This window comes from Larkinella sp. C7 (genome assembly GCF_006149005.1).
In the GTDB taxonomy this organism is placed as follows: domain Bacteria; phylum Bacteroidota; class Bacteroidia; order Cytophagales; family Spirosomataceae; genus Larkinella.
This window is the reverse complement of record NZ_VBSL01000009.1, coordinates 159,115-178,393: the sequence shown is the minus strand read 5'-3', so window position 1 is coordinate 178,393 and position 19,279 is coordinate 159,115. Positions and strand designations below refer to the sequence as shown.

Genomic DNA, 19,279 nt, shown 5'->3' with positions numbered 1-19,279 from the left:
TTGCTTAATCGGCATTTTTGTCTGAACGACTGCTCAATGTGCCCGGGCGTTCACCTGTGCTGTTCCCTAACCACTTATTCAGGCCGGACGGTTATGGATTAAAAGTGCGGGATATGGAGCAGAAATACGGACACAAAAGGGTTAGCGTGGCTTTTCAGTATGAGTAAGCAAGAAATTTAATGTAACTGATAGTTGATGTATCGACAATCAAACCTTATTTTTAGCCTTCTGTACCTTCCTCTCAACCGTACTATTACTTATGTTCCAGTATTACCGTCTTCTATCCTTCATTTTTTGCGTCTTCCTGAGTACCACGATCCTACAGGCGCAGCAGACCGCGGCCACGTTTTTTGAAGCCGGCATTGTGAAAAGTAAATCGGGCGATTTCATGGGTGCTTTGCAGGCATTCAGTATGGCCATCGGGGCAAATCCCGAAAACGCACCCAGCTACTACAACCGCGGACTGGCCAAAGCCAATCTGAAAGACCACCGCGGTGCCATCCTGGACTACGACCGGGCCATTGAACTCAATGGAAAAGATGCCCTGGCCTATCTCAGCCGCGGGGTCAGCAAGAGCAAACAGGACGATCACCGCGCGGCCCTCATGGACTTCAGCCGGGCCATCGAACTGGCACCCGACGACGCTCAGGCGTATTATTACCGGGGCGTGAGCCGCAGCCGTCTGGAACAATACCGGGGTGCCTTGCAGGATTTCACCAAAACCATCGAACTGGACCCCAACAACGTGCAGGCGCTATACGCCCGCGGCATCACCAAACAGAAGCTGGACGACTATGCGGGCAGTCTGGCCGATTTTTCGAAGGTGATTGAACTGAACCCCAAACGGGCGCAGGCTTACGCCGGTCGGGGGGCATCGCTGGTGAAACTGGGCCAGTACCAAAAAGCCGCTGAAGATCTTAACAAAGCCATTGAACTGGCGCCCGAAGATGGCGAATCGTTCTACAACCGGGGCTTTGCCAAAAGCAAACTGGAAGATTACAAAAGTGCGCTGAATGACTATGACCGCGCGATTGTTCTCGAAGCAACCAACTACCGGGCCTTTTATGGCCGCGCCTTCTGCCGTGGCAAACTGGGCGACCAGCGCGGAGCCATTCAGGATTACAATACGGCCATTGAAATCAATAATGCCAACGTGGAAACAAAAGTGGTCTATAACGGCAAAATTTCCAGGGCGGTTCTGGACAATTTGCGGAACGCCGTGCAGCAGAAAAACATCATCGACGCCCTGTCGACCGAACGCTCGGAAGCGTATTTTAACCGGGCCATCAGCAAAAGTAAAGTCAACGACATCAAAGGAGCCACGGCCGATTTGAACAAAGCCATCGAACTGAACCCGACCTACTCCGAAGCCTACTTCACCCGCGGCCTCATCCGTTCGCAGCAAGGCGACCAGAAAGGGGCGATTCTGGACTGCAACAGTGCGCTGCAACTTGATCCGAAATACGCCGAGGTCTACTACGTGCGCGGCATCATCCGCCATAGCCTGGGCGACGAAAACGGCGGCTGTCTCGACCTCAGCAAATCCGGCGAACTCGGCTACACGCCGTCGTATAAGGCGATTAGTGACTATTGCAATTGAGTTAGGAATTAAGAGTTATGAGTGAAGAGTTAAATGCGTCAGCCAACTCTTCACTCATAACTCTTAATTCCTAACTCTTTACTCAAACCGCAGGTGCTTGACCGACTCGCCCGATGTGGCTAGTTCGCGGAGGGAGTCGATGCCGATCTGAAGGTGTTTTTCGACGTACGAGCCGGTGACGCGTTTGTCACTTTCTTCGGTTTTGACGCCTTCCGGCACCATCGGATTGTCGGAAACCAGCAGCAGGGCGCCGTGCGGAATGGCGTTGGCGAAACCGACGATGAAGATCGTGGCGGTTTCCATGTCGATCGCCATGGCCCGAATCTCACGCAGATACTCCTTGAACACTTCGTCGTGTTCCCAGATGCGCCGGTTCGTCGTATAGACCGTACCGGTCCAGTAATCCAGTTCGTGTTTCTTGATCATGGACGAAACCGCCCGCTGCAACCGGAACGACGGCAGGGCCGGGATTTCGGGCCGCATGTAATCGTTGCTGGTGCCGTCGCCCCGAATGGCCGCAATCGGCAAAACCAGATCACCAACCAGCGTTTTTTTCAAACCACCGCATTTTCCCAGAAACAACACCGCCTTGGGACTCACCGCCGTCAGCAAATCCATGACCGTTGCCGCCATGGCACTGCCCATTCCGAAGTTGATGATTGTGATGTTGTCGGCAGTTGCCGTTTGCATGGCCCGGCCCAACCCATAGATTTCCGTATCGTATTTTTTTGCAAACAGCTCGACGTAATTGATAAAATTCGTCAGCAGAATATACTCACCGAACTGCTCGATGGGCGTTCCGGTATACCGGGGCAGCCAGTTTTGGACAATTTCATCTTTGGTTTTCATGGTTTGAAGTGTATCGTCGATCGATGGCAGCATTACTCCGTCAGATTCCGTATTTTTGACGAATGGAATCGTTAAACCTACCGGTTTTTGATTACAATACGAAGCAGATCGAGGGGAAACCGTATATTTTCGACGTGTTGCGGAAGAAGTATGTGCTCATTACACCGGAAGAATGGGTGCGACAACACGTCGTGCATCTGCTGCTGAATCAGTATGGCTATCCGAAATCATTGATTCGGACGGAGGGCGGTTTGAAACTCAATCAGTTGCGAAAACGAACGGACATTCTGGTGTTCGACCGATTGGGAAAACCGTTTCTGCTCGTCGAATGCAAAGCCCCCCAGGTGGCCGTCACGCAACAGGTTTTCGACCAGATTGGCCGCTACAACCACATTCATCAGGCGCCGTACATCGTGATCACCAACGGCCTGACGCACTACTGCTGCTGCGTCGACTACCAACTCCAAACCGTTGATTTTCTGGACGATCTGCCCCGGTTTGAATAATCAATTCGCTTTGTTCCCCGGTTTAGGAAACACCTGATGGGTGTTTGCCCACTGACGCCATAGCCCTTCCAGTTCACGCACTTTATCGGGATACCGGGCCGCGACATCGTTCATCTCGGTTCGATCCGTTGCCAGATCAAACAGCCGCCAGGTGGTGTCGCGGCTGGCCGAAACCAGTTTCCAGTTGCCGGACCGGGCATACCGCGCGCCAAAATGTTCATTAAACAAGGTCGAATGACCCACTGCGCTTTTTCCCTGAAAAGACGGTACCAGGCTGACGCCCGTGGTGGGTGTGATCGCGTGGCCCTGGTGGGTTTTGGGGTACGTCGCACCAGCCAGTTCGACAAATGTGCTCATGAAATCCATTACGTGTCCTGTCTGCGCACTAAAACTGCCTTTTTTCGCCGTCATCCCGTTGGGCCAGAAAGCCACCAAAGGCGTATGAACGCCCCCTTCCGACGATTCGGCTTTCCAGAACTGATACGGCGTGTTGGCGACATTGGCCCAACGCTGTCCAATCGAGGAATAGGACGTTTGCGCGCCCGGCATGATTTGCTTTTTGAGGTCGTAGGCAATCGGTCGGCCATCGCGCGTCTGGTTGGGCCGGTCGAAACCGGGGCCGTAAGCCGCACAATTTTCGGGACTGGCTCCGTTGTCCGACAAAAACAGAATCAGCGTATTGTCCAGCTGACCGGTTTCGCGCAGGGCTTTCAGCATCCGGCCAATGCCCTGATCCATCCGGTCGATCATGGCGGCATGAACGGCCATCGCGCGGGCATCCCACTCTTTATCCGGGTTGGCTTCCCAACTCAGGTCATTCTGCCAGCGATCGGAAAGTTTTGTTTTCTTCGGATCGATCAGGCCCAGTTTGACCATTTTCTCATACCGGTTTTTGCGAATCACATCCCAGCCCGCTTTGTAGGTATCCTTGTATTTCGCGATGTCTTCGGGCAGCGCCATTAGCGGCCAGTGCGGGGCCGTGTGGGCCACATACAGGAAAAACGGTGCCGATCCCTTCGCAAACGACTGAATATAGGCGACCGTTGTATCGCTGATGGCATCCGTGTGGTAGTAGTTCTTCGGTACGGACTTGACCGGTTTGGTGCCGTTCACCAGGCTGAAGGGGTCAAAAAAATCGACGACGCCCCAGATGTTGCCAAAATACCGGTCAAAACCCCGGTTGGTCGGATATTGGTCGATGGGCGCAAAATCGCCGTAGTCTTTCTGGTGGTTCAGCCAGGCCAGTTGCTCCTTCGGGTCTTTTTGCACAGTGGTGTTCGAAACGTGCCACTTGCCGGTCATCGCCGTCTGATAACCGGCGGTTTTGAGTACTTCCGCCAGCGTTACGGTATTGTCAGTCAGGTGTCCGCGGTAGCCGGGCTGGTCTTCCGCTTCGGTCATTTTGCCAATACCGGCCTGCTGGTTGTATAAACCGGTCAGCAGGCTGGCCCGCGTCGGGCAGCAGCGCGAGGTGTTGTAAAACTGCGTATACCGAATACCATTTTTGGCCAGGTAATCGATGTTCGGGGTATGAATTTCACCGCCGTAGCAGCCGACATCCGAAAAGCCGAGGTCGTCCGCCATGATCACAATGATGTTGGGCCGGGCGGGCGCTTTGGACGACGGGGTAACGAGCGGTTTCTTCTCAAAACTGCCCAGAAACAGGATGGCAAAAACGGCCAGCAAAGGGATCGACAGCACCAAAAGCCCCTTCTTCATAACGCAACGAGTGAATTTGAACCAATATGAATGCAACCTACGGATAATTTATGCCGGATTGATCGACACGTTTATTTTTTACCGGTCAATGTTTTGATCGTCTTCACCTCCTCCGCGCTGAAGGGCGTTCCGTCTTTCCGCAAAATATCGTGAAACCACAATTCCGGCTCTTTGCCGTCGGGCATGGGCGTTCGCCAGGCATAGATGGTGTTGGTCTTACCCGCCACAAATCCCCAGTTGATCGCACCGATGTTTTCCTGTTTCAGCAGCGGCATAATGGTCTGAAAAATACTGCCGTTGGAGCGCGCCATGTATTCGGTGCAGATCAGCGGTCGCTTGTGTTGCCGAAGGTCCGCAATCCGCTTTTTATGATCATCGATATACTTGTAATGGTGGTAGGTGATCACATCCGAATTTTCGAGCTGAAACTGGTTTAGTTCGGTAAATTTTTCGTCCCAGTTCCACAAACCGGCACTCACCGGCTGCGAAGGATCAACGGCCCGCGCCCAGCTAAAAACCGCTTTCAGCAACGGCAGGCTTTTGCTGAAATACTGGTTGTTGCCCGGTTCGTTATACAGATCCCAGAGCAGAATCCGCTCGTCGTTTTTGAAGGTGATCATCACATCTTTCACATACCGCTCCAGCATCGCCAGGCTGTCTGGATGGGTGTGGATCATGGTGCCGGGATCGCGCACCCAGCCGCTGTTGTGGATACCCGGCTTGGGTTCCGGCTGTTTTCCGGGGCGGTATTCGTCGTTCCAGCAGTCGTCAAAAAACACCAGAATGGTTTTAATACCGTGTTTTTGGGAGATTCCGAGGTATTGATCGAGCCGTTTTTTGAACCCCGCCTGATCCGACGTCCAGGCCACGTGATGCAGATACACCCGCATCGCATTGAGTCCCAGCCCTTCGGCCCAACCGAGTTCACGGTCGAGGGTTTGGGGATCGAAGGTCGCGGCCTGAAACATCTCCAGTTGGTTGATGGCCGAACTGGGCTGGAAGTTACAGCCCCGAATCCAGCCTTGTTTCTGGTACCAGGCATTCGCCTTTTCGGGCGTCCAGATCTTGTTTTGGGCACTTAGCTCCGGCAAAAACCGCAGCAGAAAAAGGAAAAGAATCAGTAGTCGTTTCATGGAAAAGTTAGTACTTGACAGTCTGGCCGTTAAACGTTAGTAACCCGGATTCTGGACACACAATTTGTTGGCATCAATTTCGGACTGTGGAATCGGGAACAGCACCCGCTCCGGTTTGGCGTTCGTTATGCCCCGCGCCTGAGCCAGCGCAATGAACGTTCCCTGACGAATCAGGTCTTCCCGACGCTTGCCTTCGGAGACAAACTCCCAACCCCGCTCCCGGAAAATAACCGTCCGGAAGGCCTCTTTGGTGGCGGCATCGGCGGTGGTCAGGTTGGCAATACCGGCCCGGGTGCGCACCTGATTGATCAGCGTAAAACACTCGGCGGTCGGGCCGTTCAGCTCATTCAGGGCTTCGGCGCGGGTCAGCAGGATGTCGGCATACCGAATCACCGGCACATCGGTTCCGCTGTTGTTCCCCACCGTATTGTTGTCCCAGTATTTGAAACTCCGGGCGTTGTCGCCGGTCGACAGATCGACGGTCTGGTTGCTGCTGTTGACGTAGCTGGTGCAAATCAGTTGCAGCCGCTTATCGGTCGGCGCAAACGTGCTGGTGAAGGCGGTTCGCAGGCGGTATTGCGTCGCAAAATTCGACATGGTGGTCTTGTAAACATAATTGGAAAACTGCGGGCTGCTCTTGTACGACGGCGGCAAGGTCCCGGCCTGAAACCAGTTTCCGAACGGATCTTCGGTGCGGCACGGCAACACCAGCAGCATTTCGCGGTTGTTCATGCCTTCATTCTCCACCCGGAACAGGTCCGAAAAAGCAGGATGCAGGGCGTAGTAATTCAGATCCATCACCGCTTTTGCGGCATCGGCAGCTTTCTGCCACTGTTTGGTGTTGAGGTAAAACTTGGCCAGAATCCCGTTCGCATTTCCCTTGTTCAACCGGCCATAGGCTTCTTCTTTCCCCGGATCGGGCAGATCGGCAATGGATTGACTGATTTCCGTTTCGATAAACGTTTTGAGATCAGCCTCCGCAGCCCGCGCCAGTCCGCCAAGCTGACTCGTCGAAGTCCGAAGCGGAACCGTACCGAAGAAATTGTACAGGATCGCGTAGGCCTGTGCCCGCAGCACACGCGCTTCGGCTTTGAAGAGTTTCTTCGTGGCATCGGTCGTATTCACCTTGTCGATGTTCTCGATAACCCCGTTGGCATCGCGAATGGCCCGGTAATTCGGAGCCCACATATCATCGTTGAACGTTCCCAGCGACGGGTCCCAGGTGAAGTTGATGATCGTGATGAGCTGCCCGTTTTCGGCCCCACCGGTATTGAATGCCATATCCGTACAAACTTCCGAATCATTGATGACGTAGCGGGAGTTGGATTGGGTTTGCGCCTGGGCATAGGCCGAAAACAGCAGCGACTTGATGCCGCTTTCGGAGGTCAGCACGTTGCCCGGCGAAAATTCGGATTTGGGGGTTACTTCCAGGGTTTCTTCGCAGGCTGGCAACACCAGAACCGCACCAACGAGCAGGATATAGTTGACGATCTTTTTCATGGGTGATCCACTGTTAGGACGTATAAAGTCTCGTTTCACGGTCAGAACTGGAGGTTTAGCCCCGTTGTAAAGGTTCTGGTTAAGGGATAGGTGTTATAGTCGATGCGTAAAATATTGTCGCCGAGGGCATTGGCCGCCGGGTCAGAGCCGGAGTAGTTGGTGAAGGTGTACAGATTCTGCCCGTTCACGAAAACCGATGCGCCACTGATGAACCGCGTTTTCAGGGGAATTTTGTACGATAACCGGATCGACTGAAGCCGCAGGTACGAAGCTTCTTCGACGGTTTTGTTGGTCACCTGCCGTTGCCCCTGCACATCGTTCGGCAGAAACGACGGATAGTCGTTGGTGGGGTTCGTGGGCGTCCAGCGGTTCAGATACGGTTCGGCCAGTTTGTTCCGGCGATAATCCACCGGATAATACGAATCGACCAGACTGCTATTCAGCATTTTAGCGCCCTGCGATCCTTCCAGAAACACATCCAGAACGAGGGTTTTGTAGGAAACGCTGGAATTAAAACCGTAGTAGAAATCAGGCAGCGATTTGCCCAGCACCACCCGGTCGTTGGCATTGATGATTTTGTTGCCGTCCAGATCGCGGTATTTCAGGTCGCCGGGCCGAACGCCGGTTTGCGCCTGACCGAAATCGTCGCCCGTTTGCCAGACCCCATCGACCAGATACCCGTAGAACGAGCCGATGGATTCACCCGGTTTCAGAATGCTCACCTGACCGATGCTACCCGGCCCGGTACCGATGGCCTGACTCACATTGCCCAGACTCAACACCCGGTTTTTCAGCGTCGTAATGTTGAACCCGGCATCGAACCGAACGTCCTTCTGGTTCACAATGACGGCTTTCAGCGCCAGCTCCAGACCGGTGTTGCGCATACTGCCCACGTTTTCGGTCCGGCTGCCAAAACCGGTGCTGGCTGGTTGCGGAATGTCATACAACAGATTGGAAGTCTTCCGGTTATAGTAGTCGATGCTCCCCGTCAGACGCGAGTTGAAGAAGCCGAAATCCACCCCGATGTCGGCCTGCACGGCGGCTTCCCATTGCAGATCCGGATTGGCACTGCGGCTCGGCTGGAGCGAACTGACTTTGTTGCCGTTAAAAACCGCATTGCGTCCGGCGGAGTAGGTCGAAAAATAGAGGTAATTCACCGTCGGCTGGTTTCCGGTGACGCCGTAGCTCGCCCGCAGTTTCAGTTCGCTCAGCACCCGGTTATTTTTCAGAAAATCTTCGTCATATATCCGCCAGGCCACGGCTGCCGACGGGAAATACCCGAACCGTTTGTTGGGGCCAAACCGTGCCGAACCATCGGCGCGGATCGACGCTGTCAGCAGATATTTTCCTTTGTAGGCATAACTGGCGCGCCCCAGAAACGAGACGATTTTGTTTTCCTGACGACCACTGCCCACCCCGTTCAGCGTATTATCACCGGTACCCAGCGCATCGAACGTCAGATCGGGCAGGGCAAAGGAACGGGAATTGGCGATCAGGCTACTGGACGTATACCGCTCATAGGTCGCTCCGGCCACCGCCGAAATCCGGTGCTCTTTCAACTCCTTGTTGTAGTTCAGCGTCCCTTCGGTCAGGTAATACCCCCTTTTTCCGTCGCGCACGTCGGCATAGCCATTGTACGACAAACCGGTCAGCGTAGTAGGATCGATCCAGAAATACCGCTGGTTGTTGTTCAAATCCACGCCGACCCGAACCTTGGCGGACAGCGACGGCATCAGAAAGTATTCTGCATACACGTTCCCGAAGGTGCGGTAGGTGTCGCCCATGCCATACTGCCCATTGATGACGGCCAGTGGATTGTCCATCGGAGCCATCAACGGCGAGCGGTAAAACGAACCGTCGGGGTTGTAGGGGGCTGCCGTCGGATCGTAGTTCTGGGCCATGTAGAGTGCACTGGCGTTGTCGTTCAGCCCGACGCCGGTGGCGTTGTAGTAATCGCGGCTGTAGGCCGTCGTCAGGCTCACCCCGACATTGTATTTGGAAGCAATGCCGTTTTCCAGATTCACCCGGGCGTTGTAGCGATTGGTGCCGGATTTCAGCATAATACCGTCCTGGTTAAAATACCCGACCGATACGTAATATTTGGTATTTCCACCGGCCCCGCTGAACGACAGATCGTGTGACTGGATGGGGGCGTTGCGTAACAACAGCTTCTGCCAGTCGGTATTGGCGTTCGGGCCAGTTACTTTGGGCGTGCTGAGTTTCCCGAGGTCGATGATTTCATTAATTACTTTGGTGTATTCATCCCCCGTCATAAACTGCTGGGTATGCGCCACCGTCTGAACCCCGTAGGTTCCGTTGTATTCCACTTTCAGCTTGCCTTCTTTGCCTTTTTTGGTGGTAATGATCACCACCCCATTCGCCCCGCGCGACCCATAAATCGCCGTAGCGGAGGCATCCTTTAAAATCTCGATCGACTCAATATCCGCAGGATTCAGGCTGTTCAGTGGCGTCCGGTTGTTGGGATTGCTGGTCGTGCCACCCGCGCTCGCTGAGCCAATGGCCGTGCCGTCGTTGACCGGCAAACCGTCCACCACATACAACGGATCGTTGTTGCCCGTAATGGACGTAATGCCCCGGATTTGCACGCTCATCGTGGCCCCCGGTTCCCCGCTTTTCTGGTAAATCTGCACGCCCGGTGCCCGACCCGCCAGCGTTTGCTGCAGGTTCATGTTGGCACCCCGCGTCAGATCCTGGGCTTTCAATGACGTCACAGAACCGGTCAGATCGCTTTTCCGCACCGTTCCATAGCCCACGACAACCACTTCGTTCAGCGCCTGACTATTTACTTTCAACTCCACATTAATTTCCGAACGGTTATTGATCACCTCTTCCTGCGCCAGGTACCCCACGTACGAAAAAACCAGCGTCAGGCCCGTTGCCGGTTCCGGAACGCTCAACTGATACCGCCCATTGGCATCGGTCGTCGTACCCCGGTTGGTGCCTTTCAAAACCACGCTGACGCCGGGCAACGAACCGCCATTGTCGGCACCCGTCACCGTCCCACCGACGGATATATCCACCGGAACGGCGGTTGTAGACGCGGTCAGGGAAGCCGGTAAGCCGCTGATTTCCGTGTTACCAGCCTGCTCCCGCCCGGTCGCCGGAACGACCGGAAATCGCGCATCACCGACCGGCGGTTTTCGGTTCAGAACGACCCAGGTACCCGGTTTTACCTGTTTGTAGCGCAGATTGAACGGTTTCAGCAAACGGCTCAGCGCGTCTTCGAGCGTAGCACTGCCGACCAACGCATCCGCCGGAACGGTCAGATTGGCGATGGTACGGTCTTCAAACAGAATATCGGTCCGATACCGGGTTTTCAGGTCATTCAGCACGTCGGCCAGTCGGCGCGTCACCACGGCCGATGGAGCCATCGTCGTGCGGTCCTGCTGCCGAACCATCGCCAGGGTCTGGCTGCTGGCCGGTTGCGGACTGCTCAGTAACCAAGCAACCAGCAAAACGGGCAGCGGAGTGGAGTTCAAAGGTGAACACATAGAACGGGAAGGTTGGTAAGGGTAGAAAGACTATTCGAAAAAAGTGACGGTATTTTCTTTCTGTTTGTAATTGATTTCCAGCAATTCAGCCACCACCTGCAGAAACTCGTCGGCATCGTGGGCCTGGAAAGAACCCGTGATGGTGCGGTTGGCCAATGCCGGATTTTTCAGTTCCAGCCGCAGATCGTAGGTATCGCGGAGAAGATCGGCAATTTCCCGAACGGGGGTGCTTTTGAATACAAACCGGTGGTCGCGCCAGGCCGTACTGGCCTCCGGCTGCGCCGTATAACTCTGGGTTAGCTGACCGGCGGGATTGACCCGGACCGCATCGCCCGGTTTCAGGCGCAGGCGACGAACGGGCTGGGTCGGGCTGTTGTAGTTGAGCTGGATAGCCCCCCGACTCAGCACAATTTTGGTTTCCTGCGGTCGGTCATATACGTTAAATTCAGTACCCAATACCTCCACCTCGACGCCCCGCTTCGTGTGAACGACAAACCGCTGGTGCGTTGGCGTATGCCGGATGGAAAAAGCCGCTTCGCCCGTCAGCCAAACCGCCCGGGTTTGTGTGCCGAAGCCGAAACGCGGTACGCGCAGCGTCGAATTGGCATTGAGCGTTACCTGTGACCCATCCGACAGCGTTACCGGTCGGGTTTCACCAAAACCAGTCGCTATGGTCTGGTAGAGCAGCCGTTGCCGACCCGCATAGAGTCCTGCCAGCAGCGAAAACACCACCGCAGCCGCCACGAGCCAGCGGGGCTGAACCGGCAACGGGTGAATGCGGATGGGCGGGTTTGCCGGAACCGCCGGGTGTTGCTGTTCCCAGATTTCGATGCGATCCGTGAGGGTTTGCAGGGCCGCATCTTCATCGGCAATGTACTGGAGATGCTGGCGTTCCCATTCGTCGAGCCAGGCTACGTAGTGCGCCTGGTTGGCCGGTTGCTGCAACCACTCGGCGATCATCGTCCGCTGCAAAGCCGTGGAACGGCCCGCAAAATGTTCGAACAATTTTTCTTTCGTGATAACCGGATTCATACGATGACGGAGGTTTGCGCCGATGCAGGGGAGCCCGGTTGCGTGGCGGGATGAACAAGGGCAAATGCCGTTAGCCAGCAAAAGAGGCCCAATTGAAGCGACTGGCGGAGTTGCGAAAGCGCACGGCTTAAATGCGCTTCGATCGTTTTCGGAGAAATCTGGAGTTCGTCGGCAATCTCGCGGTGCTTTTTGCCTTCAAACCGGCTCATCACAAACACGCGCTGGCATTGCGGGGGAAGCTGCCGAACGGTTTCTTCGATGCGCTGGTAGAGTTCCGTATACTGGAGCAATTGTTCGGGATCGAGCGCAAAATCGGCGTCCATTCCATCACCTTCGGCCTCCGCAGGCATCGCTTCCTGCCGAAATTCCAGCCGCAGATGCGTGTAAGCCCGTTTCCGGACGGCAGCATACAAATAGGCCTGATAGGACGTGGTAATGTGCTGGTGAACCTGGTTTTTCCAGAAACTGAAAAATACTTCGCTCACCAGGTCTTCAGCGATGGTACGCGAGTGGACAAACCGAACCGCCTGGCTGCACAGCGTCCGGTAATACCGCCGAAAAAGTAGTTCATAGCCCCGCCGGGCGTCGCTTTCGAACGTCTGCCGAATCAGAAATTCGGTATCGATCACCACCGGTTCCGCAGACGGCTGCCGGAAGGGATTGGAGGGAACAGGATTTTCGGGTAGATTTTCGGCCATCGACAAAGGAAGACAAACGGATCGGGTTTACTACTAAGTCCGCAAAACCGGGCTTATCCCCTAGTCTATTCGTAGATTTTTTTTTATTATTCTCAGATTCTCTCAAAAAACCACCATTCAATCCCTGAATCATCCCCACGACCCCAAACCTCTGGACACAAAAAAACCGCGTCCTGCTGGCAGGAACGCGGTTCGTTACGGGAGTACGCTAAAAACTTATTTCGTTTTTACGCCGGAGGCTGCATTGTCGGCCGTTGCCACGATGTTCATATCGACGGTGAAATCATCGTAGATCACTTTGTCGCCCAGGTTATCGAAGAATGATTTCGAGCCGTATTTAATCTCGAATTTTGCGCGGTTGATGGTAGCTTTACCACTAGCGGTCAGCGTGTTGCCCGAAACAGAATACGTTACCGGAAACGTGACGGGGTTCGTGATGCCTTTGATCGTCAGATCACCGGTTACGTCGGCAACATTACCGGCAGTGGCTTTCACTTTCGTGATTTTGAACGTAGCAACCGGGTGTTTGGCAACTGAGAAGAAATCGTCCGATTTCAGGTGATTGATCAACTTGTCGTGGTATTCCTTGTTGTCTTTCAGGTCGGTGCTGGTCATTGTGCGGAGGTCGATCGATACCACACCGCCTTTCAACTGGTTACCGCTGAGGGTCAAATAGCCTTTTTCAGCTTTTACAGGGCCGGTATGTTCGCCGGTCACTTTTTTACCATTCCAGGTCAATACACTTTTATCGACGTCGATGTTGTAAGTCGTCGTTTTGGCGACACTCTTTTTGGCGTTTTTGTCATTACCGGAAACACCATTGCTGGCTGCTACGGGATTGCTGATTGCCACGCTCAGGGCCACGAATCCTACTAAAATTTGCTTGTACATGAGATTAATTTTTAATTTAGGGAAATTGGTTGGTTGTAATTTGATTTATTGGAAAAAAAAGGGATTGCTATTCGGACGATCCACGCAGTTTGTCGAGCAGGCGGTTTAGCTCATTGGCTTCTTCTTCGGTCAGGTTGTGAAACCGCTTTTCCCACTGATTCTGGTGCTGATCCATAATTTTCAACAGATCCAGACCTTTCTCCGTGATCACGACGTCGACCGCCCGACGGTCGTTGGGGCATTCGGTGCGCTGGGCCAATTCTTTTGCAAGCAATTTATCGACCAAGCGGGACGCATTCGACATTTTATCCAGCATCCGCTCGGTAATATCCGCTACTTTGACCGGGTTAGGATATTGTCCGCGCAAAATCCGGAGGACGTTGTATTGTTGAATGGTTAACCCATACGGTTTCAGTAAATACATCTGCTCATCGCATACCCACCCGTTGGTATACATCAGATTCACCGTCATCCGGTGATACGGAGACCGGAACGATGTTGTCTGTTTGATGTCATTCTCGATTGGCATTGTCATTTTTGCTAAGTGAGGAACGGCTTCTTCGGTTCAATCGCAAAATAACCATTTCACCTTTAATTACCAGTCCCCGTTAACGTTACAAATATACTGTTTATACATTTAATGTAACAACATTATATTCAAAAAAAGTTTCAGCGGTATGGAATAATTTCTGGTGCCGAGGTGTCGAAGTCGCGGAAACGGGCCGTTGGTATTCCTTCGAAGGCCGGGCGGAAAGGTGCCGGGTTGTTGGGAATATTGGGATACCAAGCAATCCGGATCTGGAAACTGTTGAAGGTCAGGTTTTCGTTCCGCAACCGGAACGCCACGCCATAGCCCTGATAAAGAGGGCCCTGGAACAATTTTCGGGTCTGGTAGGTGACCAGTCCGAGGTTGGCAAAGGTGACAATGGCCACCCGAAAACCGACGATGTTCAGGCGGGAGAATAAAATGTTTTCGAGATTGGTCAATAGTAATTTCGTACCGCGCAGTTCGTTGTTATTGATCCCGAGTCGGTCGCGGCCACTCAGCGTCAGAAATTCGTTGTCGAACCGCTGGGAGCCCATCGTATAGCGGAAGTTGATGAAATGCCGCCAGTTGCCCCAGTTGGTCGTTCGAAGGGGGGTGAAGTAACTCGACTCCAGCGAAAAAACACCCTGCTCGACGGTGGTCTTACTGCGCAAAAAACTGCCGATACTCAATGCTCCGTACAAATAACCGAACGATTCGAGATAATGCGCTTTGGAGTATTTGAAACCCAGGTACTTGCGCTGACCCAGTTCGGCATTGTCGTAGCCCGCCACAATGGACGCCAGACTCCCGAACGGAACGTCCTCTGTCCGGCCAAAACCGTAGATCAACACGTCCCGCACATAGCGCCGACGCGACAAACCGATGCTGAACAGCGTGGCATTCGTATTCTGAAACAACTGATTGGTGTCCTTCCGCACTTCCGGCCGGTTGGTAAAAGCCAGTCGCGTAAAGCGGGCGGCCACCACCAGCCGCGTCCGGTCGTCCCCTTCCCCCAAAAAACTAAAGAACGGTTTGAAGGCATAACCAGCCCAAACGTCATTATAATAATAACCGAGTTTGGTGAGTTGAGCACTGTCTTCCGAAAAGACGATATACCGGGGAAACCGGTTGTAACTCAGTTCGGCGGAACCCGCCCATTTTGTATCCGGTGTCAGGAACGGGCGGTAGAAGCGAACCGCATATTGTTTCAAATCGCGGGTTTCTACCAGATCGGCTTGCCCCGTAAAAAACGTTTTGCCAATGTACGGAACAATATACCGCCCCCGGTATTCGAGTTTTTGAAAGGGATCGTCGGCGTTGTACGCAATCTGATTGGAAAAGGTGTGGGCCAGTCCCCGGAAGTTTCGCTGTTCCAGCCGCAGATCGAACCGGTTGAAACCGCCCACGCTACCCGACGGCAGCAACGACCAGACGTCCTGCGTGATGACGTAGACATCGACAAAACCCCGGCTTCCTTCGTGCGGCACCACGATGATCCGCGCATCATGAAACACATTGGAGTTTCGGAGCAGTCGCTCGTTGTCGCGCAGCGTGTCCGGACTGATGCGGTCGCCCTCTTCGAACAGCAGAAACGAGCGTCGGATCACCCCCTCGCGGGTGTCGGCATGAAGCTGGTTTGCCGTTCGTTCGAGCCAGCTTCGGGGTTGGCGGAGCGTATCGTATACGCTGGAGCCAAAAACGCCCAGCCGTCGGATGAAAATTTTATTGATCACCCGGCCCTGGTATTTTATAAAAGGATTGACTTCTATCTCATTGACATCCCCGGTTTTGATCCGGCTGTTGTACATGTCGTGAAAAAGCAGTTTATGGAGTTCACGCGTAATCTTGCGTTTGAACATCCGGTTCTTCAGTTTCGTGTAAAACAAACTGTCGCGTACCACCTGTTTGGCATCCCGAATGCCTTTCGTAATCGAATCTGCCCGGGTGAGCGAATCGCCTTTGGTGTCGGGAACGGGAATTTTAATTTCCTGCGCCACCGAAACCGAAACGGTCATCAGCAGCCATACGATCGTCAGCCAGCCCATGCGAATGAGCCAGAACCTACTGGAATCGATCTGACGACCTCTGACTGGTTTCACGCTACTACACCTCTTTTTTCATCCAGTAATCCCGCTGCCGTTCGTGGCCAAACTGAAAATAATGCCACCCACATTGTTGAAAACCCATCCGCTCATAAAAGCCAATGGCCCGTTTGTTCCGTTCCCAGACCCCCAGCCACAACACTTGATAGCCTTCCTGACGGGCCCGATCGAGGCAGTTTTCCATGAGTTGTCTCCCCAATCCGTTCCCGATCTGACTGTCCAATACATATAAACGCTGAATTTCAATGGCCTGTTGGCCTTTGAGCTGACGGGGTGGGCGGTTTCTTCGTAATTTCGCATAGCCCACCACTTCCAGATCGGAACCAACGGTTACTAAAAAGGTTGCTTTGGGGTCCAACAGTTCCTGACGGGTTTGTTCCACAGAAAAAGCTTCTTCTATATACGCTTCAACCAGTTCGGCCGGATTGTGGGGCGGCCCGAAAGCTTCCCGCATCGTCCGGATCGCCAGATCAGTCAGCGCCACAGCGTCATCCAGGGTGGCGGTTCGAATCTGAAAAGGTGTTTTCAAGACAAGTTTAGTTGTTATGTTTGCAGGGAATAGATGCTTTTGCCCCGTTAACCGTTTAAAGTATACGAATAATATTTCAGAAATCCATGCAATTGAACCGTCCCCTGGTGTTGGCATCCAATTCGCCCCGCCGACAACAACTGATGCGTGAAATGGGTTGTACGTTCCGCGTTGACGTTCGACCGACCGACGAAAGCTTTCCGCCAGACATGCCCATTGCTGATGTTCCGGCATTTCTGGCGCGTCAGAAAGCCGACCGGTTTCGGGCTGATCTGGGCGACCAACTGGTTTTGTGCGCCGACACCATCGTCGTTGTCGATTCCGATATTCTAAACAAACCAGCCGATGCCGACGAGGCCGTGCAGATGCTTCAGCGGCTGTCGGGCCGCGCCCACCAGGTCATGACGGGCGTTTGCCTGCTGTCGGCCGAAGAAACCGTTTCGTTTACCGACGTGGTTACGGTGGTTTTCAATCCGCTGGACGACTACGAAATTCACGCCTACGTCGAAAAATACCGCCCCTTCGACAAAGCCGGGGCCTACGGGGTTCAGGAACCCATCGGCATGATCGGCATCCAGCGCATCGAAGGTTCTTTTTATACGGTAATGGGATTACCGGTCCACCGGGTTTATCAAGCCTTAAAGAGTTATGAGTTAAGAGTGATGAGTTAAGAGTTAACCACCCATGCGGTTGGCTGGCACATTCTACTTTTAATTTTTAACTCTTAACTCTTAACTCTTAACTCTTGACTCCTTATGTTTACCCATATCGACCCCAAAGGCAATCCGTCGATGGTCGACGTCGGCGACAAGGCCATCACCCGGCGCGTGGCCCGCGCCCGAAGCATCGTAGTGCTGAACGACGACATCATGCAGCACCTGCAGGGACAGGATATTCAGACCAAAAAAGGGCCGGTTTTTCAAACCGCCATCATCGCCGGCACCATGGCGGCCAAACGGACGTCCGACCTGATTCCACTTTGTCACCCGCTTGGTCTGGACAGTTGCAAACTGACGATAACGACCGACGGAAACGAGGTGATCATCGAATGCACCACAGCCCTCGAAGCCAAAACCGGCGTTGAGATGGAAGCACTCGTGGGCGCGTCGGTGGCGGCTCTGACGGTCTATGACATGTGCAAAGCGTTTTCGCACGATATTGTGATCAAAGAAACCCGGTTGCTGGACAAAACCGGCGGAAAAAATGACTTTCACCAAACCGCCTGAAGCAAGCTCCCCCCTGTTGGGTCTGGTGCTGGCCGGTGGGCGCAGCACCCGCATGGGTGTGGACAAAAGCACCATTGCCTACCACGGAAAACCGCAGTACGAATACCTCCATGATTTGCTGGCCAAGTATTGCGACGATGTTTTTTTGTCGGTCAATGCGGAACAGGCCCTCCAATTAGCCGACAGCCGGTTTAAGCTCATCCCGGACGATTCGACGGTAAAGGGTCCCTTAGCCGGTATTTTGACGGCTTTCCAAAACCAGTCGGCCCGCCACGCCTGGCTGGTGGTGGTGTGCGATTTGCCGTTTTTATCCGAACAATCGATCCAAAAACTAGTCTTCAACCGAAAGGGCGAAACCATCGCGACGGCTTTCTGGGACAGCGACCATCGTTTTCCGGAACCCTCCGTCTGCATTTGGGAACCAGCCGCCTATCCGGCCATCCTTCGGGGCATCGCCGAAGGCACACCCTATCCGCGAACCATTCTGATGAACAACGCGATCGAGTTGCTGGAGATTGAGGACGTAAACGAACTGACCAATGTGAACACCCCGGATGGATTGGCTCCCCAACAGCAGGATGCCTTTTTTTTGCAGGAAGCCATTCGGCTGGCCAAAGGAGGAACGCAGCCTTCCCATGCAGCAACTCCTCCGCAGCAAAACGATAACGGTTTTTGAACAATGGCCGGAAAAACCAACTAAACAAATGATGAGCGATGAGTGGGCTCATGCAGACAGCCCTGTCATCGTTCATCATCCATCGTTCATCATTCTTTCAACTTATGTCTTCACACCACATTGTACGCGATAAACAGGAACCGGCCTTGCTGATTGCCAACGGCGAAAGCTGCGACCCCGAACTGCTGGGCCAACTGCTTGAATGGAATCCGTTCGTCGTTGTGCTGGACAATGCCATCTGGCGCGTACTGGACCTGGACATTAAGGTGGACGCCCTGCTCGGCGATTTCGATTACCAGCCGGATTTCGAGGTGATTCGCGAACGGCAATACCCCATCGAAATCATTCACACGCCCGACCAGAACAAAACCGACCTCGACAAAGGCATCGAATTTCTGATCGAACGCGGTTTTCCGGCCGTCAACATCGTCTGGGCCACGGGTCGCCGGGCCGATCACACCATGACGAACATGACCAATATCATTCGCTATAAAGACCGGATTAAGATCGTTATGGTCGATGATCATTCAAAAATTACGCCCCTGACCGGTTCTTTCGAAAAATGGTACGCCAAAGGCACGCCCATTTCGCTGATTCCGGTCGGTGCGGTGGATGGCATCGTTACCGAAGGGCTTAAGTACAACCTGGCCGACGAAACCCTGACCCTGGGCTATCGAACCGGCAGCAGCAACGAAGCAGCCGAGGACGGTTTTGTAAAGATTCAGTACCGGAACGGCGATTTGCTGCTAATGGAATGCTGGGATTAAACCGGCTGGC

The 19,279-nt window shown here is 53.7% G+C and carries 17 protein-coding genes; 6 read left to right on the top strand and 11 right to left on the bottom strand.

Annotation, left to right across the window (positions count from 1 at the left end; translation table 11 throughout):
• The first annotated feature begins 259 nt into the window (after positions 1-259).
• Positions 260-1,600 (top strand): tetratricopeptide repeat protein, encoded by a 1,341-nt coding sequence (locus tag FH871_RS21940; RefSeq protein WP_138993579.1) that lies wholly within the window; start codon positions 260-262, stop codon positions 1,598-1,600.
• A gap of 78 nt (positions 1,601-1,678) precedes the next feature.
• Here the strand turns inward: FH871_RS21940 and FH871_RS21935 are convergent, their stop codons facing one another.
• On the bottom strand, positions 1,679-2,449 hold the full coding sequence (locus tag FH871_RS21935) for an AMP nucleosidase (protein WP_138993578.1): 771 nt from the start codon (positions 2,447-2,449) through the stop codon (positions 1,679-1,681).
• Positions 2,450-2,511: 62 nt separating this feature from the next.
• Between FH871_RS21935 and FH871_RS21930 the strand changes: the two genes are divergently transcribed.
• Positions 2,512-2,955, top strand: a complete 444-nt coding sequence (locus FH871_RS21930; RefSeq protein WP_138993577.1) for a type I restriction enzyme HsdR N-terminal domain-containing protein — start codon at positions 2,512-2,514, stop codon at positions 2,953-2,955.
• On the opposite strand, the gene FH871_RS21925 is transcribed toward FH871_RS21930, so the two are convergent.
• From FH871_RS21925 to FH871_RS21880, 10 genes are all read right to left on the bottom strand, one after another.
• Positions 2,956-4,674 carry an arylsulfatase gene (locus tag FH871_RS21925; protein WP_138993576.1) on the bottom strand — a complete coding sequence of 573 codons (1,719 nt, stop codon included), beginning with the start codon at positions 4,672-4,674 and terminating at the stop codon, positions 2,956-2,958.
• Positions 4,675-4,745: 71 nt separating this feature from the next.
• Positions 4,746-5,807 (bottom strand): glycoside hydrolase family 2 TIM barrel-domain containing protein, encoded by a 1,062-nt coding sequence (locus FH871_RS21920; RefSeq protein ID WP_138993575.1) that lies wholly within the window; start codon positions 5,805-5,807, stop codon positions 4,746-4,748.
• Between the two features lie 36 nt (positions 5,808-5,843).
• Positions 5,844-7,307 carry a RagB/SusD family nutrient uptake outer membrane protein gene (locus FH871_RS21915; protein ID WP_138993574.1) on the bottom strand — a complete coding sequence of 488 codons (1,464 nt, stop codon included), beginning with the start codon at positions 7,305-7,307 and terminating at the stop codon, positions 5,844-5,846.
• A 41-nt stretch (positions 7,308-7,348) separates the two neighbouring features.
• Positions 7,349-10,819 carry a SusC/RagA family TonB-linked outer membrane protein gene (locus FH871_RS21910; RefSeq protein WP_212768255.1) on the bottom strand — a complete coding sequence of 1,157 codons (3,471 nt, stop codon included), beginning with the start codon at positions 10,817-10,819 and terminating at the stop codon, positions 7,349-7,351.
• A 30-nt stretch (positions 10,820-10,849) separates the two neighbouring features.
• Complete coding sequence (locus tag FH871_RS21905) at positions 10,850-11,851, bottom strand: FecR family protein (RefSeq protein WP_138993573.1); 1,002 nt, start codon at positions 11,849-11,851, stop codon at positions 10,850-10,852.
• Entirely contained in the window at positions 11,848-12,549 is a 702-nt protein-coding gene (locus FH871_RS21900; RefSeq protein WP_138993572.1) for an RNA polymerase sigma-70 factor, read from the bottom strand. The genes FH871_RS21905 and FH871_RS21900 overlap by 4 nt, the downstream gene beginning before the upstream one ends.
• A 216-nt stretch (positions 12,550-12,765) precedes the next feature.
• Positions 12,766-13,440, bottom strand: coding sequence for a YceI family protein (locus FH871_RS21895; protein WP_138993571.1), 675 nt, complete (start codon positions 13,438-13,440; stop codon positions 12,766-12,768).
• Between the two features lie 67 nt (positions 13,441-13,507).
• A complete protein-coding gene (locus FH871_RS21890) occupies positions 13,508-13,969 on the bottom strand; it encodes a MarR family winged helix-turn-helix transcriptional regulator (protein WP_114407183.1) in 462 nt (153 codons plus the stop codon).
• Between the two features lie 140 nt (positions 13,970-14,109).
• A complete protein-coding gene (locus tag FH871_RS21885; protein ID WP_229317469.1) occupies positions 14,110-16,068 on the bottom strand; it encodes a hypothetical protein in 1,959 nt (652 codons plus the stop codon).
• Between the two features lie 4 nt (positions 16,069-16,072).
• On the bottom strand, positions 16,073-16,600 hold the full coding sequence (locus tag FH871_RS21880; RefSeq protein WP_229317468.1) for a GNAT family N-acetyltransferase: 528 nt from the start codon (positions 16,598-16,600) through the stop codon (positions 16,073-16,075).
• 86 nt (positions 16,601-16,686) lie between these two features.
• On the opposite strand from FH871_RS21880, the gene FH871_RS21875 reads away from it, so the two are divergent.
• The 4 genes from FH871_RS21875 to FH871_RS21860 all read left to right on the top strand — a co-directional run bounded on the left by FH871_RS21875 (position 16,687) and on the right by FH871_RS21860 (position 19,269).
• On the top strand, positions 16,687-17,271 hold the full coding sequence (locus FH871_RS21875; RefSeq protein WP_138993569.1) for a nucleoside triphosphate pyrophosphatase: 585 nt from the start codon (positions 16,687-16,689) through the stop codon (positions 17,269-17,271).
• Between the two features lie 84 nt (positions 17,272-17,355).
• Positions 17,356-17,826 (top strand): cyclic pyranopterin monophosphate synthase MoaC, encoded by a 471-nt coding sequence (gene moaC / locus FH871_RS21870; protein WP_138993568.1) that lies wholly within the window; start codon positions 17,356-17,358, stop codon positions 17,824-17,826.
• Positions 17,804-18,502: an NTP transferase domain-containing protein gene (locus FH871_RS21865; RefSeq protein WP_138993567.1), complete on the top strand. Its 699-nt coding sequence runs from the start codon at positions 17,804-17,806 to the stop codon at positions 18,500-18,502. Before moaC ends, FH871_RS21865 begins: the two co-directional genes overlap by 23 nt.
• Positions 18,503-18,606: 104 nt before the next feature.
• Complete coding sequence (locus FH871_RS21860; protein WP_138993566.1) at positions 18,607-19,269, top strand: thiamine diphosphokinase; 663 nt, start codon at positions 18,607-18,609, stop codon at positions 19,267-19,269.
• Positions 19,270-19,279: the final 10 nt, after the last annotated feature.

What these genes read in the sequence shown, in the direction of transcription:
- moaC (WP_138993568.1), top strand. Translation starts at nt 17,356, where the DNA reads ATGTTTACCCATATCGACCCCAAAGGCAATCCGTCGATGGTCGACGTC.
- FH871_RS21935 (WP_138993578.1), bottom strand. Translation starts at nt 2,449, where the DNA reads ATGAAAACCAAAGATGAAATTGTCCAAAACTGGCTGCCCCGGTATACC.
- FH871_RS21905 (WP_138993573.1), bottom strand. Translation starts at nt 11,851, where the DNA reads ATGAATCCGGTTATCACGAAAGAAAAATTGTTCGAACATTTTGCGGGC.
- FH871_RS21910 (WP_212768255.1), bottom strand. Translation starts at nt 10,819, where the DNA reads ATGTGTTCACCTTTGAACTCCACTCCGCTGCCCGTTTTGCTGGTTGCT.
- FH871_RS21915 (WP_138993574.1), bottom strand. Translation starts at nt 7,307, where the DNA reads ATGAAAAAGATCGTCAACTATATCCTGCTCGTTGGTGCGGTTCTGGTG.
- FH871_RS21875 (WP_138993569.1), top strand. Translation starts at nt 16,687, where the DNA reads ATGCAATTGAACCGTCCCCTGGTGTTGGCATCCAATTCGCCCCGCCGA.
- FH871_RS21865 (WP_138993567.1), top strand. Translation starts at nt 17,804, where the DNA reads ATGACTTTCACCAAACCGCCTGAAGCAAGCTCCCCCCTGTTGGGTCTG.
- FH871_RS21860 (WP_138993566.1), top strand. Translation starts at nt 18,607, where the DNA reads ATGTCTTCACACCACATTGTACGCGATAAACAGGAACCGGCCTTGCTG.
- FH871_RS21890 (WP_114407183.1), bottom strand. Translation starts at nt 13,969, where the DNA reads ATGCCAATCGAGAATGACATCAAACAGACAACATCGTTCCGGTCTCCG.
- FH871_RS21895 (WP_138993571.1), bottom strand. Translation starts at nt 13,440, where the DNA reads ATGTACAAGCAAATTTTAGTAGGATTCGTGGCCCTGAGCGTGGCAATC.
- FH871_RS21930 (WP_138993577.1), top strand. Translation starts at nt 2,512, where the DNA reads ATGGAATCGTTAAACCTACCGGTTTTTGATTACAATACGAAGCAGATC.
- FH871_RS21940 (WP_138993579.1), top strand. Translation starts at nt 260, where the DNA reads ATGTTCCAGTATTACCGTCTTCTATCCTTCATTTTTTGCGTCTTCCTG.
- FH871_RS21900 (WP_138993572.1), bottom strand. Translation starts at nt 12,549, where the DNA reads ATGGCCGAAAATCTACCCGAAAATCCTGTTCCCTCCAATCCCTTCCGG.
- FH871_RS21920 (WP_138993575.1), bottom strand. Translation starts at nt 5,807, where the DNA reads ATGAAACGACTACTGATTCTTTTCCTTTTTCTGCTGCGGTTTTTGCCG.
- FH871_RS21925 (WP_138993576.1), bottom strand. Translation starts at nt 4,674, where the DNA reads ATGAAGAAGGGGCTTTTGGTGCTGTCGATCCCTTTGCTGGCCGTTTTT.